10 protein-coding genes and 2 pseudogenes are annotated in these 16,808 nt (G+C 58.1%); 2 read left to right on the top strand and 10 right to left on the bottom strand.

The window, feature by feature from the left end; all coding sequences use genetic code 11:
* Positions 1-239: 239 nt before the first annotated feature.
* The 5 genes and pseudogenes from EN984_RS02595 to EN984_RS02575 form a co-directional block, all read right to left on the bottom strand.
* Positions 240-1,544, bottom strand: a pseudogene (locus EN984_RS02595) (pitrilysin family protein); the annotation flags it as partial.
* A gap of 1,950 nt (positions 1,545-3,494) precedes the next feature.
* Positions 3,495-4,823: a HAMP domain-containing sensor histidine kinase gene (locus tag EN984_RS02590; RefSeq protein WP_127267035.1), complete on the bottom strand. Its 1,329-nt coding sequence runs from the start codon at positions 4,821-4,823 to the stop codon at positions 3,495-3,497.
* Positions 4,820-5,479 carry a response regulator transcription factor gene (locus EN984_RS02585; protein WP_127267036.1) on the bottom strand — a complete coding sequence of 220 codons (660 nt, stop codon included), beginning with the start codon at positions 5,477-5,479 and terminating at the stop codon, positions 4,820-4,822. Before EN984_RS02585 ends, EN984_RS02590 begins: the two co-directional genes overlap by 4 nt.
* A gap of 619 nt (positions 5,480-6,098) precedes the next feature.
* Positions 6,099-6,532: pseudogene (locus EN984_RS02580) on the bottom strand (helix-turn-helix domain-containing protein); the annotation flags it as partial.
* A gap of 244 nt (positions 6,533-6,776) precedes the next feature.
* Positions 6,777-7,235, bottom strand: a complete 459-nt coding sequence (locus EN984_RS02575) for a response regulator transcription factor (protein ID WP_236383461.1) — start codon at positions 7,233-7,235, stop codon at positions 6,777-6,779.
* A gap of 754 nt (positions 7,236-7,989) precedes the next feature.
* Between EN984_RS02575 and EN984_RS02570 the strand changes: the two genes are divergently transcribed.
* Both EN984_RS02570 and EN984_RS02565 read left to right on the top strand, forming a co-directional pair.
* Positions 7,990-9,111: a DUF418 domain-containing protein gene (locus EN984_RS02570; RefSeq protein ID WP_024505387.1), complete on the top strand. Its 1,122-nt coding sequence runs from the start codon at positions 7,990-7,992 to the stop codon at positions 9,109-9,111.
* 1,543 nt (positions 9,112-10,654) lie between these two features.
* Positions 10,655-10,867 (top strand): cold-shock protein, encoded by a 213-nt coding sequence (locus tag EN984_RS02565; RefSeq protein ID WP_008874821.1) that lies wholly within the window; start codon positions 10,655-10,657, stop codon positions 10,865-10,867.
* Between the two features lie 228 nt (positions 10,868-11,095).
* On the opposite strand, the gene EN984_RS02560 is transcribed toward EN984_RS02565, so the two are convergent.
* The 5 genes from EN984_RS02560 to EN984_RS38550 all read right to left on the bottom strand — a co-directional run bounded on the left by EN984_RS02560 (position 11,096) and on the right by EN984_RS38550 (position 16,603).
* Complete coding sequence (locus EN984_RS02560) at positions 11,096-11,566, bottom strand: MucR family transcriptional regulator (RefSeq protein ID WP_024505385.1); 471 nt, start codon at positions 11,564-11,566, stop codon at positions 11,096-11,098.
* Between the two features lie 894 nt (positions 11,567-12,460).
* Entirely contained in the window at positions 12,461-13,003 is a 543-nt protein-coding gene (locus tag EN984_RS02555) for a tetratricopeptide repeat protein (protein WP_082826568.1), read from the bottom strand.
* Positions 13,004-13,056: 53 nt separating this feature from the next.
* The gene (sctV, locus tag EN984_RS02550; RefSeq protein ID WP_127270994.1) at positions 13,057-15,120 is read right to left on the bottom strand and encodes a type III secretion system export apparatus subunit SctV; all 2,064 of its coding nucleotides are present in this window, start codon (positions 15,118-15,120) and stop codon (positions 13,057-13,059) included.
* A gap of 232 nt (positions 15,121-15,352) precedes the next feature.
* Positions 15,353-16,243, bottom strand: a complete 891-nt coding sequence (locus tag EN984_RS02545) for a hypothetical protein (protein ID WP_127248571.1) — start codon at positions 16,241-16,243, stop codon at positions 15,353-15,355.
* Between the two features lie 117 nt (positions 16,244-16,360).
* On the bottom strand, positions 16,361-16,603 hold the full coding sequence (locus tag EN984_RS38550; RefSeq protein ID WP_224570034.1) for a nodulation protein NopA: 243 nt from the start codon (positions 16,601-16,603) through the stop codon (positions 16,361-16,363).
* Positions 16,604-16,808 lie beyond the last annotated feature (205 nt).

Raw genomic sequence — 16,808 nt, 5'->3', positions numbered from 1 at the left:
ACCTGGAAGGCACCGCTGTCGTAATGGCCAGCGCCTTCGATGAACAGGCCGGCCATCAGTTTGGCCATCCCCTCCTTCCCGACCGGGTCCTGCTTGGTGCCGCCCTTGAAGGCAAAGCCGATGTTGACGATTTCCACTGTGTGGTCCTCCACCAGCCAGGCGATGATGCCCTTTTCGGACTTCACCTCCTGGATGTTCATCGCAGCATGGGGCCGAGCGCCGAGCGTCATCTCTTGATTCTCCGTCTTGGGCAAGAGATAGCCCGTGGTCGAACGGTCGAACGCGAGATAGCGGGCGGCAACTGCTTTGATTTGCTCGGGGGTAACCTTGCGGATGCGATTCGGCCGTTCCTCGACATCCTTCACGGTACCGCCGGTGGCCAGCGTCGAGCCGTAGATGCTGGCGAGCCAGTCCAGGTTGTCTTCCGCAAAGATCATATTGAGCAAATAGTGGTCCTTGGCCTTGCCTAGTTCCTCGTTGCTGACACCATCCTCGGCAATGCGGGCAACTTCGGCAGCGGCCGCCGCTTCGAGATCAGCCAGCTTGGCATCGCCGCGCGGTGCGCCATAGATGGCGAACTTGGTGTCGTCGAGCATAGTGCCCTGGAAATAGACGCGGGCGCTGGAAGCGAAACCTTGCTGGACAGCGAGCGCCTGGTAGAGCCGGCCGCGGTTACCGCCGCCGAGAATTTCGGCCAGCAGGTCGAGCGCTTCGGCCTCGCCCGGCTTGGCGGTGTGGTAGGACGGCACCACCCACTGCGTCGAAAAACTGGGCACGCTGACGCGGGCGTCTGAGAGCGTGACGGTGCGCCTGGTGTTCTGCTCGGGCTCAACCGGCCGGATGCGCGGCGGCAGGTCAGGTCCGCGCGCCACCTTGCCATAGGTCTTTTCGGCCAGCGCCCGCACCGTGTCCGGTTCGACATCGCCGGCCACGATTAGCACGGAGTTGTTGGGCCAGTAGTACTTTTCATAGAAGACGGTGGCGTCGACGCGGTTCAGCTGCTCGATCTCCTGCATCCAGCCGATGATCGGGATGCGATAGGGGTGGTTCTGCCACAGCGTCGCGTCGATCTCCTCATGGAGAACGTCCTGCGGGTTGGTGTCGGTGCTTGAGCGGCGCTCCTCGATGACCACATCGCGCTCGGTCTTGACGACATCGTCGGTCAGGATGAGGTTTCGCATTCGGTCGGCCTCGAAGCTCATCATCAGCTCGAGCGCCGACGGCGCCACTGTCTGATAGAAGGCGGTGTAGTCGGAGGAGGTGAAGGCGTTGTTGGAGCCGCCGATCTCGAACACTGCGCGGTCGAATTCGCCGCCCGCATGGTTGGTCGTCGCCTTGAACATCAGATGCTCGAAGAAATGGGCGATGCCGGATTTGCCCGGCGGCTCGTCGGCGCTGCCGATCTTGTACCACACCATGTGGGTGACGATCGGCGCCCGGTGGTTGGGAATGACGACCACCTCCATGCCGTTGTCGAGCACGAAATCCCTCGCCTTGCCGTCCTCCCATGCGACGGGGATCGGAGCCGGCCCCGCGCCGACCAACTCGGACGCAACGGACGTCCTGCGAAGCCCATGAGTGCGGGGCTTGCTTGGTAGTTCTGGTAGGGAGAGTGGGGTTATGGGCTGCGTTCCTGGCAAAGTGATCTGTTCCTCATTTTGAAGGATCTATGTCTCCCGAACGCCTATTGGGAGAAAGTGGATCGGCACGCGACGCCGAGCCACATGAGCCGTCAGCGTGTTGCTGGGCCTGACGCGAGCCTCATCTTTGGATGCGTCCGGGAAACTTTCGGCATGGTGAGGCCATGGGAAGTCTGCTCGTTATCCATTGGGTGTTTGCGGATACCTGAGCATGCCCCGTGCCAAGTAAGAAAGCCCCGATTCGCAAGGTTTGATCCAACCTTGATACTTGCGATATCCGACATTGTCGGGCATCCGACAGAAAGCGCCTTTCGCCGGCGCGCCGGCTATGACGCTCGCCTCCTCCGGCGTGACGACGATCCTTTGGCGGGCGCCGCGCACACCGATCTGCCCGCCTATCAGCACCGCGACATCGAAGGACAGCGCGATCGTGACTGGATGGGTCTTACGCAAACATGCAGCAGTGCCACCGCGATCAGGACTTCATCCGCCCCACAAAGACCCGAGCGCGAGGGACGACGTGTAAGGCAACATGTCATCCTCGATAATGATGCCGCGCATAAAGAGGTAAGGTCCCTCGTCGAACCGGCGAGCCCCTTCGCTGGGTCTCGCGAGGGTCTGGTTTGCGAACGTCGACCGACAGCATCACGGCATGGGCGGCCCCATCGGTAGGCAAGCATTGACCGTGCCATCAGCGTTGAGGCAGCGCAGAGCCCAATTTCCCGGTGCCAGCCGGTACGTTGGAGCTTCAACTGTGGCCAGCCAAGCGGGCCGAGGCCGTGAAACTCCTGATACCCTGGACCGTCCGGATTGCAACGCACGACGCCTTGGTCTCGCGCCAACGTCCATTGACGCTCAGCGAAGCATCATGCGGACGAGCTGGGAAAGCTTGGCCGGGCCGGCGCCTTCCCAGGCGCATGGGACGCGCGACGACCCATGTGGACCTTGGATTTCACTACGCACTTACGCTGCTTTGGCCTTGTCAGCAGCCTGAGCATAAAGCGTGCTCAGCTTTCAGGGCGAGCCTCTTTCATGTTGATAGCATCTGTCGTCATTCAGGATCGCCCCATTTTCGCATGCCGCTTGCAGCTTTCAGACTGTTGTCAGCCAGGGCCGCCATAAAGGGTCTCGTTTAACGCATTCGGGAGGCTTCATCACTCGACCACATTAATTTCGGGCGGTTCGCCGGCGCTCCGAATGGCACTTAACACCAGATCCTCTCCAAACCCGTGATGATCCAAGAGGAAAACGAAAAATCCCTAAATCATAAAAAAGCACCGATACGGTCGGCTCCAGGCTGATGAAATTGCGGTCTCACTGGCCACGCACGATACTTGCGATGGCGATGGCCATTGCAAAGGCCGGTCAAGCACCCAAGACGCTGACAAGCACGCCTCCGACCAAAGCTCGATCGTTGGCAGCCTTTCTAGCCGTATACTTGGGGCATTTTGGGACGGCGATCCGGACGCCGATTAAAACCTGCCGGTCGTCTAAATGGAATGGTTGGTCCGGGTCCTTACTGGACCTGCGCCAACCCGATCGGGCCGGCGCACAGGGGCACCCAGACAATTGGACACGTCGCCTTTGCGCGGCGGCTTGCACTTTCTCGGATGGCCTTTTTTCTCCCCGGGCGAAATCGAGCGAGCGGTGAGGCGGAGCCTTCGATTTTGCCGATCATGTCGTGTCGCTTCGATCGAACTGCTCAGACGATGATAGCGGCATTGATTGCCGCGGCCGAAATGCGTTGTGTGAAGTACGATTTCTACGCCGTATACATACTGCCGTACAGTTCGCCCTGTCAGCAGCCTTGCCAGCAATCCGCCCTGTGTCCAACTGTCGTCGAATTCACCGGTGTCATTGAGGAATTCGTATGATCGCCTCGAAACCATCATTGCGACCGCGGGCGGGCGACGCAAGCTCTAGACTGCCACCGATCCGCTGGATAACCATGTTAGCGATATGTAGACCAAGGCCTGAGCCCGCAGCAGGAGTAGCACCACGACTAAATCGCTTTGTAAGCCCTTCGAGGTCGGGGAGGGGCACCACCGGTCCGGCGTTTGCAATAGCGATGGTTCCATCAGTTTGGACGGAAACTGTTGTCGGAACAGTGGGCAGTCCATGTATCAGCGCATTCTCGATCAGGTTACGAAGGAGGATCCCAAACGCATCGACATCCACTTTGCGCATCAAAGTGGTGCAGCCGTCGACGTTAAGATGCAGGCGTCCGGCATATTGCGGCTTTTTCCTCAGGTCGTCGATTTCCAGCCGAACCGATCGGACAAGATCGATCGCGTGATCCGCCATGCCAACCCCCGATTCGGCTTGAGCGAGCTGAAGCACTTTTTCGACAAGGCGGCCAAGGCTCGACAGCGCTTGCTCGATGCCGCGCGCACGCATTTTGGCCGACCCATTGGGAAGCTCGGCCACTAATCTCTGCATCTGAGCGATTGAACCTGCGATCGGCGTGCGCAGTTCATGCGCACTGTTTGCGGCGAACTCGCGTTCGGCCTCGAGAGCCGCCCGCAGACGATCGAGAAGCCGATTGACGGATGCCGCGATTGGAGCCAACTCTGCCGGGAAATCGCCCAAGTCCATTGGTGACAGATTGCCGCCGTCGCGCGATCCGATCTGCTGTCGCAGTACCTCGATTGGCCGCAGCGAGCGCCGGATCACGATCCACCAAACAGCTAAGCTAAAGGGCAGGAGCACGAGTGTCGGAAGGAAGACAAAAAGTGCGCCCTTCGCGATTGTGGTACGGCGGCCATCAAGCGGTTCGGCCAACCGATGATACACGCCGTCTTGGATCTCCTCTGTGTAGACGCGGTAATCAGCGTTTCGCCAAAAGCCGTTACTCAGGGGAGCATCAGGGAAGGGCTGCTGACCCTCTTCCGGTTCAGAAATAAGCACTACCCCGTACTTATTAATAACCTGCTCACGATAGGTCCAGTACTTTTCATAAGTTGGCAAGTGGTTATTGTATTGATCAACGTGTTTTCCATTCAAGACCTTGATCAGCTCTGGTTTTCTGTACTCTGCGCTCGCCTGGAGCAAGTCATCCGAACTTTCGTTTACATTATTGCAAAAAATGAACGCAGCAATGGTTGGGGCGGCGATCCAAACCAGGAGCGTTGCCCCGCCTAACCACGATATCAGCTTTCTCGTCATGCTGTTCGAGTTCGTCATGTGACCACGAGCCTGTATCCGGAGCCACGCACGGTTGCTATTCTATCCCCGCCGATCTTCTTACGGAGCCGGCTGACATAAACCTCCACTGTGTTGCTCTCGAACTCCGAATTGAATGAATAAAGCGCGTGCTCGATCCTCCCCTTTGAAACGACCGAACCGGGCCGGCGTAGAAGGCAGTCGAGCACCGCCCATTCGCGTCCAGACAGGTGGACCTCCTGCCCGTCGCGGAAGAGGCGTCGCTCGGCTGCCTGTATGGAAAGCGTCCCAACCGAAAATTGCGGCTCCGGAAAATGCCCTTGGCGACGTGCCACTGCACGGATGCGTGCCGAGAGTTCCCCCAGATCGAACGGCTTGACCAAATAGTCGTCGGCGCCAGCGTTGAGCCCCTCGATGCGATGCGAAATCCGATCGCGGGCTGTCAGAATGATGACCGGCGTTGTATTAAGCCCCTTGATCAGCTCCCGCAGATAGTCGATGCCATTGCCGTCCGGCAGGTGAACGTCGAGCAAAATAAGGTCGTAGCCGGCCACAGCTGCATGACCGCGCGCTTCGGACAGGTTCTTGGCCCAGTCGACCGCGTGGCCACCAGCCACCAAATGATCGTGCACAGCACTTCTAAGGTCGTCGTCGTCTTCAATGAGCAGTATTCGCATCAGGCTGCCGAGCTCCGGTATGAGGGCAAGGCTCCTGCCTTATTGATCGAAGCTGACAGTAGGCTGAACCGGCGCCAGCGAATATCTGGGGGCTTTCAGGCTGCTGTCAGCTACAATTGCAAGAAAGGGGTCGTTAACAAAGCCAAACGAAGAGGCCTTATGAAACCCCTCCTGATCTCGGCACTTTTGCTCAATGTGACCACCGGCGGCTGTACACTGGTTGGCGGGCAATTCGACGTGGCGGTCAACGAATGGCAGCCGCGCCACGCGTCAATGTCCAGGCTTGAAACTGACAGGTGTCTTAAATACGAGGGCACCGTAGCGGGTGCCTCCAGTTATCGAACAGTGCCTAGCAGGTCAGAAGTGCACTTTGACCATAGGGGTCGTCCGTATTTTCGGCGCTCGCGAACAGAGTCGACGGTCAATCGATGCGCCACTGCCAGAGTCTGGAACGGTCAAGTGTTTGTTATCCCCCGTCCGGGCCATATTCTCTGCCGAGGACCAAGAAGGCCCTATTTTCGGTGCCCACGAACAGAGCCAACGGTCAATCGATGCGCCACTGCCAGGGTCTGGAACGGTCAAGTGTTTGTGATCCCCTGTCCCGGCCGTGTTCTCTGCCGAACTCGCCCTTGTAGTCGGCACACCAAAGATCGTTAGGGCGACAGCCGTTTGAAAGTGGTGTCCCCGTCGCCCTGTTGCGCCTGCGCTTGCGGCGCTCGACCATGCCGTGGCGGTCGAGCACGGCATGCACGGTCGAGATCGCGGGCCGGTGCACATCCGGATACAGCCGGGCCAGCCGCTCGCGTATCTTCGGCGCACCCCATGTCGGCTTGTCTTGCTTGAGGCGCACAATCAGCTTCTCGATTTGAAACGGAAGCTGATTGGCGTGGCGATAGGGCCGCCGCGATCGGTCCGTCAGCCCCTCCAGGCCGCTGTCGTTGTAGCGCGTGAGGATCTTGTAGCCGGTCTTGCGCGAGATATCGAACTCCCGGCAAAGCACCGCCATCTTCTCGCGTCCAGCAGCCGGGCGACGAACTTCAGCCGCTCTTCCATGACGTTGCACTCCTTCCAAGGCACCTTGCTCTCCTTGCAAAGGGCCGAAAGTGTAACCCATCTATCCGGAATGAACTGTCACCCATCTCTCGGGAAGGGCAGTCATGGCCAAGGCAACTGGAAGCCGAATTTTCTTTTAGAGTATGAATCAGCGCCGTCTGCCGAAAAGCGCGTCCACGATCTTCCCTTTTGAAACGACCGTGCAGGGCTGGGGCAGACGGTAGTCGAGCACCGCCCATCCGCGTCAAGTCAGGTAGACCTCCTGCCCGTCGCGGAAGAGGCGTCGCTCGGCTGCCTGTATGGAAAGCGTCCCAACCGAAAATTGCGGCTCCGGAGAATGCCCATGGCGACGTGCCACTGCATGGATACGCGCTGAGAGTTCCCCCAGATCGAACGGCTTGACCAAATAGTCGTCGGCTCCAGCGTTGAAGCCCTCGATGCGATGCGAAATCCGATCGCAGGCTGTCAGAATGATGACCGGTGCCGATTCAAGTTCCTTGATCAGCTCCCGCAGATAGTCGATCCCATTGCCGTCCGGCAGGTGAACGTCGAGCAAAATAAGGTCGTAGCCGACCACAGCTGCATAATCGCGCGCTTCGGACAGGTTCTTGGCCCAGTCGACCGCGTGGCCACCAGCCACCAAATGATCGTGCATAGCACTTCCAAGGTCCTTATCGTCTTCAGTGAGCAGTATTCGCATCATGCTGCCGAGCTCCGGTATGAGGGCAAGGCTCCCATCTTATTGGTCGAAGCTGACAATAGGCTGAACCGGCGGCAGCGAATTATTTGGGGAGCTTTCAGGCTGCTGTCAGCTACAACTTGCAAGAAAGGGGTCGTTAACAAAGCCAAACGAAGAGCCCCTATGAAACCCGTCCTGACCTCGGCACTTTTGCTCAATGTGACCCCCGGCGGCTGCATCAGCAAATTGATTTGGGAAACAGGCGCGCCGGTTCTAATGACCGACGCAGGCCGAGGTCTGGAACAGCTGGACCAGCGAACGGCGTCTTCGGTTTTTCAGGCAACAGCCACATGGAAGAATATGATTGGCTCGACCATGCGCCGAGCTTTGTCGAACGGATTGGTCGCGGGCGCACTACCACAGATTATGGCAGGTTTACGCCCTGGCCTTGACACCCGGGGTGATCGTCACCGGCGGAGCCGCGGCGTACTGATCGGATATCTAACGTCGCTGAGTCTCTCGTCGGTGCAGTGGATCTCTCGGCTTAGCCATCATGCAAAAAACGACGGTTCCGCGACACCACTTTTCAGGTCCGTGACACAGGCTTTGTGAGCCGATCTGTTGTTCTTACCCCAGGCTAATGGCTGAACAGCTCTGTCGCCGGCTCGATGCGCCAGATGGCGCGATGTTTTGAACCCTTTCACGAGGCGACGGCAGCAGCCGACCGGCTCTCCTATCGCGGCTCCCGCGATCCACACACCCAACAAGGGAATCTACCATGGTAATGAAGGCACCGGTTGCCGACGCTAGGAATGGGTCGGTAGTAGATCGGCTGGTCGGCATCGACCTCGCTCGGGGCCTGGCTGTCTTCGGGATGTATGCCGCCCATCTCGGTCCCGACCCCGGCGAAGGAGGACTAGTCGGGTTTCTGATGGAACTAACCCATGGGCGGCCGTCGGCCCTGTTTGCCGTATTGGCCGGTTTTTCAATCCTCCTGATTACAGGTCGCAAGGCGCCGAAGTCGGGGATAGCCGGTAGACAGGCCATCGCCAGAGTCGCAATTCGTGCCCTTGTTTTGCTCGCGCTTGGCTCAATCCTGGGCTGCCTCGGTACCCAGGTCGAAGTCATCCTAGAATACTACGGAATTTGCTTCTTGTTGGTATTGCCGCTCCATCGGCTCAGCGCATATCAGCTGGGCTTGATCGCTGCCGCTACGGCATTAGTTCTCCCGCAAGTCCGTTCCTCCCTTCTGTCGGTTGCCCCCAACCTCCTCGACCCGGTCTTCAACCTCATGGTCAACGGCTACTATCCCGCGGTGACCTGGGTTCCTTTCCTCATCGCTGGCATGGCCATCGCGCGCCTTAATCTTAATACGCTAGCAGCGCATTGGCGCCTTGGTCTGGCGGGGGTCGCGCTGGCCGTGTTGGGCCATGGGGGATCCTTGCTCGCGCTGAGTTCCCGCGCTTTGACTGAAACCTCCTTGTGGTGGTCTGACGTTGACGGCGCTTTTGAGCCTTCCAAGTCGTCATTTATAGTCAAGTCGTCATGGATAGCCGCACCTCATAGCGAAACGACGCTTTCGATCGTGGGCAGCACCGGTTGCGCAATGATCATCTTGGCGGCTTGCATGCTCGCTGTGGATGCGCTCCCGCGTCTGCGAAAGCTGGTCTGGCCAATAATCGCAGTCGGCTCGATGTCTTTGACGGCCTATGTGCTGCACATTGCGGGAATAGCCTATCTTATGAAGATAAACATTTTCAAAGACGAGAGCCTGTCCACGCTCTTTGGCTTCGTTGTGGTTATCAGCACTTTTGCGGTGCTTTGGCTGCGCGTCTTCCAGCGAGGACCGATGGAAGTGCTGATGGGTAGGGTCGCAGATCTCGCGCGTCACATCCGCTGAGCACCGCCGCGCCCCGGCCTCCCGATCACATTACGGACAAGGTGGGGCTTTGTCCAAAGCTTGTTCGCGGCAGGGGAGGGTACTTCCTCCCACCCTGCCGCCTTGTTGATGGAAGCTAAAACGGTCGCGCAGGCGCTAGAGTTGCATCGGCATAATCAGCTTAAACTCGCGAAGTTAAACCCGCGGTTGGTCTATCTCGGCCCGCCTCACCTGAAAGGCTAAGGTATCCGTTTCGGTCAAGGGTTTTAGGGGCCATTTTCGCTGCGCCTTGAGGAGAGCGTTTGCTAGGATGAGGAGCTTTCGCAACAAGATGATGACCTTTGCGGGTTTGCCTGCCGCCTTTAGCGCCTGGTATTTTGCCTTGAGGTCGGGGTTGAAGCGCAGGGCGAAGGGCCGGGCATGTAGAGGGCCTGGCGAACATTGGCCCGGCCGCCCCGGATGAAGGCGCGGCCGCTCCATTTTGCCGAGGCCGGCGAGGCTTGCGGCCTTTGGTTCCGAGTTCCGGCATGTCGATGGTGAGTGTGCAGGCGGTGGCATCCGATGCGCCATATGCTGGTCAGGATTTCGCGGCGCTGGACAGCGTCGGGATCGGCTTTCATGAGGGTAAGCATCGTCTGATCGATATCGCTGAGTTCACGTGGATCTGCTTCCAGCCACTCGTTGTTGTGGCGCCTGAGCAAGGCAAGCGGTCAAGATCTGGCTCTGGTGCTGGCTGCGGTGCGATCCCCGCACGGGCCAGGTGCCGATCGTGTCGACGATCCACCTCGCCGCGACCAGAGAGCTGCTACTCTCTTCCGCTGTTCATTCTGGCCTCTTCGCAATGAATGTCATAAAATCACCTGTCGCAATTAATGGTTTTTGATTTGGCTCCAACAGCTGGCAGATATCGCCGAGAGTTCCGCAGAGAGCGTCGAAAGTTTTGGCCGCCTTCTTCCGCAGCCGCGCCTTGAGTTTTGAGCAGACCTGTCTTGATCGGGTTGAGATCGGGCGAGCATGGCGGCAGGATCAGGAGCCAGTGCCCCTTTGGCCAACCAGTGGGCGGCGCGTACCTTGCCGACAATCTGGGGTTCCGAACCCGACAGTTGGTTTTCAACCCGACAGTGGCCCGCCTCAGAGCAGGCTACCGCCCTTCGGAGCAGGCAGAAGCTAATCGAGGTTCGCGGGTTCCGGTTTGAATGTGCAGGTCGCTGCGCGCCTGATCTTTCGGTCTGGCGGCACATGACAAAAACCCTCATTTTGGCCGACGATACCCGGTCAGGAGCGGGTATCGCAGTCGAGAAGCGACCCGAGCACGTCCACAAGATGTGCCGAGTTTGCAAGGTGTGTCATTGTTTCTGTCAACGTTCGAGCGACAGCGCACGACGAAACGTCTGGCATACGCCTCGTCTGGCACGCGCCTCGCATATGTTGCAGTTGCTGCTGGAGATCAGGCGATCGAGTGGGCCTTGCAATTTTCCGATTTTGATGCGCCTAAAGTCTCGTGTACAAATCAGGCTGGCGTGAATGGCCTGCCTAAGTTGCGACTTATTACAAAGGAATGGATATGGCGACTGGAACGGTGAAGTGGTTCAACAGCACGAAGGGTTTTGGTTTTATTCAGCCTGACAACGGCGGTCAGGATGTCTTTGTCCACATTTCCGCTGTTGAACGAGCGGGCCTGTCGACCCTTAATGAGGGCCAGAAGATCAACTACGAGGTGGAACAGGATCGCCGCACGGGAAAGTCCTCTGCAGGCAGCCTCAGCAAGGCTGGCTAACGGTCCGGGAAAGCCTTGACAAGGTTCGTCATCGCCGGAACGCATTGACGGCTCGAAACCCGGGCCGGAGCATGCAAGTTAATGCCGCGGCAGGGATTGCTGGAGCCATCATGAATTACTCTGGAAATGAGGCTCTTGGACGGGAAAGGCGGGGCTCATCCCCGCCCTTTGATTCCGCGCAGATTGGGCCTACGGCTGCTGCGCGTCCGAACGACTGTTGATACGGATTTAGGCTGCGACCTTCTTGCGGGTCCGTTTCGCCGGCGCCGTGGCTGGGGCTTCCGGCTCTTTCGGTTTGCGGCCGAGTCCCATGGTCTTGGCCAAGGCGGAGCGCGCAGCGGCGTAATTCGGCGCCACCATGGGATAATCCGACGGCAGACCCCATTTGGCGCGATATTCGTCTGGGGTCAGACCATAGTGCGTCGCCAGATGGCGCTTTAGCGATTTGAATTTCTTGCCGTCTTCAAGGCTAATGATGTAGTCCGGTTCGATCGACTTTTTGATCGGGACAGCAGGTTTTTTTACAGGCACAGGCTCTTCTGCCGGTATGAGTCCAGCCGTGCCGTTTAGAGCCCCGTGCACTTGGGCGATCAGGGCAGGAAGCTCCCCCGCCGGGACGGGGTTGTTGGAGACGTAGGCTGATACAACATCGGCAGTGAGCTCGATGAGGATGTCGGTCTTGTGGGGTTCTTCTGTCATAAACTTCTCCGGGCAGCTTGAAACACAGTTGGGCGAAGTGTCGCTACATAGTGGCGGTTGCCGCTGAAAGCAAATGGATCGACGGGTGCGCTGCTCCTCCACCATTGAAGTCTCGGCGACGCATCCCGTCATCGTCCATCGCTAAAGGCAGCGTATTGAATTATGGGAGCGGTCGCGCCCGCCCCACCATAGCGATACAGCAAGACAATCAAAAAAGCCGGTCTTTGCTTGGCCCCAAATCTTTTCTCCTTTCGTGAACGCTGAGCTGCCAAGCTGCTACAGTTCACCTCGCGGGGCAACCGTGCACAACACAGGAGTCGCCCGAGCGATACATTCTTCACTTGCCGCTTATCAGCGCTGGTGATTGCACTTTGCAGCCTGCATCCGGACCCGCAGCGCTCACGCTGTTGGTTTTGCGCCTGCAGGCGTCGGAAGTCGGATCGCCGCAGCTAATTTCCTCAGGCGGACGAATTCAACAAATCGATTGTTTGGATCGAAGGCATCCACACCATCGATGCCTCTAGAATATGATCCAGCTACAATCACCGTGCTGTAATGGCAGGGACGGCCAGCACAAGCGCGACACGATCCGGCGGGTCCATCGCTGCGTTACGTATTCATGGCTACTGCATCGGGCGCTCGGTCGACCGCCTTAAGCCAGGTCGCCGCATTGCGAGACGGTGACCGGCGAGGGAGAGGGCGCTCTGGCAACGAAGCGAGGCGGGTGGCCTTGCGGGTGGCCGCGTGATGTCATCCGGCTCTCCTGCCGATCTCTGCCGGCCAGATCTGGAGCAACTGTTTTGCATAGATATGGCTCTCTTCAGGGGGCCATCTATGATGGGAGCCGAGCGCGTGTTCGAGCCGGGGAACAGGCTGCGCATGCACTGTGCCCACCTATTGCGATCGTGCTAACCTTGGTTGTTCGGACTTGCCGTTAAAGGCAAGCGACAGATTGAAGTTATGCTGCACCATCTGATTGCCTGGCTCGTTTTCGAGAGCTCGCCGATACAGGGCCTGTGCCGCGTCATGCCGCCCCTCAATGTCCAAAATCACGCCCTTCGCATTCAATGCACGTACGTTTCCTGGGGCTGCAACCAAGACGCTGTCGAGCACCTCAACCGCTTCGTGCGGGCGCTTCTGGCCCACCAAGGCATTTGTAAGTCGTATCGCCGCATCAACATTGTCCGGGTGCTGCTTCACCTCATCCCGCAAAGCCCGCTCTTGAACATCCTGACCAACTTCGCGCAAAATGCGTTCGCGCATAGCCGGATCGATTTGATCGGCGCTGAGCAACTCGGGGGAAGATGTCTCCTGCACGGAAAGAGCCGGCTTTTGCCAGCTGGCGCAACCGCCCAAAGGCAGAATGGCGAGTACGGCAAAAAGAAGTGAGTTCCGGCGCAGAAACATAGGCGATGGAGAAACTGTATTACTATTCATGTTATCTCTCAGTTATCGGGGAGGCGCGTGGCGTTCAGTTAGGAAAGGTGGGACTACTCTAACAATCCGCTGTTCGATCCGTGCGGGAGTGTGACGGATCCTGCGGGGCGAATTGTAAAGTCGGAGGCGAGGTCTTGATAAGACAGCACGGCGAGATCAACCCCGTTTCGCGTCAGAAAGCCGCGGACGAAACGTCGGACATCCATCGACGTCAACAGAATAGGGCGGGTTTGACCCGGTTCTGCGTTCGAAAGGACCTGACGTATCTGTGATAGCATCGCTTCGCTTTGCCGATCCTCCAGTGCGAGATAGGGGCCTGCATCCGAATCTCGAACCGCGCCACGCATCACATCCTCGCTCTCGCGCTCGACGACCAGGGCGGACACTATGCCCTCCGTGTTGGCATGGCGGTGGCAGATCTGTCGCTTCAAACCAGAACGGACATATTCCGTCAGCAGGGCAACGTTTTGCTCACGCTCGCTCCATTCGGCCAATGCCTCCAACACGAGACGGGTGTGGCGGATTGGGATACCTTCCTCCAGGAGGCGGCGCAGAACATCGGCAATCCGAGGAATCGGCGTCGTGCGTAGCACCTCTTTCACAAGCTCAGAATATTCCTGCTCCATTCGGCCCAGGAAATGTCGGGTCTCTTGGATGCCCACCAATCGCGGTGCGTAGCGGGTCAACGCTGCATGGACGCGCAAGGCGAGGAGTTCGCCGGGAGCCCTATGCTCCGTGCCGGCGCCCGTAAGGGCCTTTGCAGGGGTATGTTCAACCGGGAGTCTGTCCGTTTTCGGCTCACGTCTAAGGGGGACACCGCTCGAGTCGACGTGCGCTACATCGGCTCGGAGCGCCATCTGGTTTGGATCTAAGGCGTCCTGTTCGACTGGCACGCCCTCGACATCAATTCGGAATTGCGATGCAGGCAGCTGCTCGTCAACCAAGACAGGGATGCGAGGAACGATAATGCCCAGATCGGCTGTGACCAGGAGCGAAACGCGCCCAATATGTTTTTGCAATTCGGCTTGATCGACCGCCTGCATAAGATCTGGCGCTAGAAAAAATGCGATCGGGAATTCCTTCGCAGGCGCGGCTTGCTTAGGCTCCGCTGCAGTTCCACCTTTCGCATCGGCAGTGCCGGCGCCCAGCACATCAGCCTTGACAATGCTTACCGCAGCGAACACTGCGGCCAGCATCAGAAAGACGGGGAGGGGAAACCCAGGAACGAACCCCATTACAACCAGGACGCCGGCCGCCAGTCGCAAGGCTCGAGTGCTGGCCGTGAGCTGACTGACCATTTCTGTACCGAGGTTGATCCTCGCCGTCCCAGTCACACGGGTGACGATGGTCGCCGCAGTAATGGAGAGCAGAAGGGCCGGAATCTGCGATATCAATGCATCGCCTATCGTCAGCAGAGTGTAGTGATGCAGTACCTCGCCGAAGGACATGCCCTTGGAGAGCAGGCCGATCGAAATTCCACCCAGCATGTTGATGCAGATAACCACCAGCCCGGCGATGGAATCGCCCTTCACAAATTTCATCGCGCCGTCCATCGCGCCATAGAGTTGGCTTTCCTTCTCCAATTCGGCGCGCCGCCGGCGGGATTCGTTGGCATCGATGTGGCCGTTGCGTAGCTCTGCGTCGACCGCCATTTGCTTGCCCGGCAGAGCATCCAGCGTGAAACGCGCCGCCACTTCTGCCACCCGTTCGGCACCCTTCGCGAGGACCATGAATTGCACCATGGTGACGACCAGAAATATGACGAAACCCACCACGATATTGCCTGAAATGACGAAATCGCCAAAAGTATGAATAATGCTGCCGGCCTCCCCCTCGGCCAGAATCAGTCGCGTCGTTGCGACCGTGAGCGCGAGACGGAATACAGTGGAAATCAAAATAACGCCGGGCAAAGAGGAAAAATCAAGTGGAGTACTGACATACAGGGCAACCATCATCAGCAGTATGGCCAACCCCATATTGAATCCTATCAGGGCGTCGACCACCACGACCGGGATAGGCATGACCATCATCGCGACAGCCAGAAGCAGCATCAACGCAACCATTAAATCCGGGCTGGCCGGCGCACGCTTGATGAAGTCACGCAGGACGTTGGCCATCGAGACACCTTTGCAATCGGTTGAGACTTACTCTGCTGTTACGCCATGAAACGTGGCTTTCGAACTCCGAAGGCGCCTCAGCCTTGGCCAGCGCGTGACCCTGCATGAGAGCCACAAGCAGGCGCGAAATGGCTGGGCAGCAAATGTTTCCAACGCAGCCAGCTTGTCAGCACCGAGCGCGGCAGGATGTTTGGCTGGCCATAGAGTGCTGCTTGATGGGGCCTGCGAGCTTTCAATATTGGAGAGCAGCAATGCGGCCATTCCTGCTCAGCAGCACACGGCTGTCCTCAATACGTTCGACCACCCATCCATCAGCCAAAATGGCGCCGACAAAATACTTCTCGCTGTCGATGACAATATATGGTTGGACCCCATGCCACACAGCTTCGACCGCGATTGCGGATGGCGCCTTCTCCTCTTTGATGAGCACTCCGTTCACCAGTGTTAGAGTACCCTTGGTGCGACGATCGAACGATTGCTGAAGCTTCTGCCAGCTGATGACCGATTCAGACGTGACGGTGCCTTCGGCGGTCACAACACCCTTTGCCGACCCAATCTTGACGTCGAGAAGACCCGCTCGATCGACTTCCTCCTGCAGCTCTTGGGCCGCTGCCTCCGTAAGTTCATTGTCAGCGCGGTGACTGATCGTTCTGGACGCGACTTCAGCCCGAAGTGAATTGGGGCTCGATCCACTTGCATTGCCAAGATAGGAGATCGTGCCTGAAAGCGCGCCGATCCCGAGTGAGCTGATTATGACCATGGCGAGCACACCGATCGGTAGGCGCGGTATGCCGGTCGAACCAGGCGGCTCTGCATCCTGCACGGACAAAGCAATGGACATCTCGCCTACGAGCAGGACGACAGGAAGGGGCACAACAACGGACTGGCCTGCGGCGATATTCCGGTTGCCCTCGATACTGATTCCGGGTGCAAGCGCCTCCAGTTCGATCGACTTGCCAAGAAGAGTTACACGAAGGTGATGCGGTGCCAGTCCCTGCTCGACAAAGACCAAATCGGCATCGAAGCCGCTGCCGATTAAACACTTTTGAAGATCCGTCTTGCCGGTCAGACCGCAATAGTGCCCCGAACGCACTTCGAAACGGAGGGAAACGGCGTCATCCACAGAGCATCTCTCAAACAGGATAGAAGCCGCATGGCAATTGCCATGCGGCTCATTTCGGGACTACGTCGCGTCAATAAGGAGACGCGCTAAGGGGCAGTCTAAAACCCGCCTCCGACATTACGAAACGCGTTCGTCGGCGGCCTTCTTGATGGTCTGGAGATTGGTCGTTAGAGTGCGCAACTGGACACTCCTTTTCGTCGCCTCCAAGCTAACATTGGTTAGTTCCTGCACTTGCGCCTGAAAAGCAGTAGCATCAGCTCCGCTTGTATTGCCGGGAGTGCCACTGTTAGTTTTATCGGTATTGCCGGCGCTACTGGTATTGGTATTGCCTGATTTTTTATTATTATCAACTGCAGCCATGATCATTCCTTTTTCTGTTGGAGTTGTGCCGTCAATAACGGCCTGTATGACCTCACGCCGGATTTTCCCGCGTCAGGCATCTTCTGTGTCATCCAAAGCTTCATCGGCCTCAGCCATCGCATCGTTCGCGAATTGGAACGCGAACGATCGCAGGATACTTTGGAAGGCTTCACTTTGTGCTGCAGACTGTGAGTTGTCTTGAAGT

Origin of the sequence: Mesorhizobium sp. M7A.F.Ca.CA.004.12.1.1 (assembly GCF_003997835.1) — a bacterium.
Classification (GTDB): domain Bacteria; phylum Pseudomonadota; class Alphaproteobacteria; order Rhizobiales; family Rhizobiaceae; genus Mesorhizobium.
Note: the sequence above shows the minus strand (reverse complement) of the source record. Positions and strands in the feature narration are given on the sequence as shown.

Excerpts from the sequence above, each read along its gene's own strand:
- EN984_RS02590 (WP_127267035.1), bottom strand. The coding sequence starts at position 4,823 with ATGACGAACTCGAACAGCATGACGAGAAAGCTGATATCGTGGTTAGGC.
- EN984_RS02585 (WP_127267036.1), bottom strand. The coding sequence starts at position 5,479 with ATGCGAATACTGCTCATTGAAGACGACGACGACCTTAGAAGTGCTGTG.
- EN984_RS02575 (WP_236383461.1), bottom strand. The coding sequence starts at position 7,235 with ATGATGCGAATACTGCTCACTGAAGACGATAAGGACCTTGGAAGTGCT.
- EN984_RS02570 (WP_024505387.1), top strand. The coding sequence starts at position 7,990 with ATGGTAATGAAGGCACCGGTTGCCGACGCTAGGAATGGGTCGGTAGTA.
- EN984_RS02565 (WP_008874821.1), top strand. The coding sequence starts at position 10,655 with ATGGCGACTGGAACGGTGAAGTGGTTCAACAGCACGAAGGGTTTTGGT.
- EN984_RS02560 (WP_024505385.1), bottom strand. The coding sequence starts at position 11,566 with ATGACAGAAGAACCCCACAAGACCGACATCCTCATCGAGCTCACTGCC.
- EN984_RS02555 (WP_082826568.1), bottom strand. The coding sequence starts at position 13,003 with ATGAATAGTAATACAGTTTCTCCATCGCCTATGTTTCTGCGCCGGAAC.
- sctV (WP_127270994.1), bottom strand. The coding sequence starts at position 15,120 with ATGGCCAACGTCCTGCGTGACTTCATCAAGCGTGCGCCGGCCAGCCCG.
- EN984_RS38550 (WP_224570034.1), bottom strand. The coding sequence starts at position 16,603 with ATGGCTGCAGTTGATAATAATAAAAAATCAGGCAATACCAATACCAGT.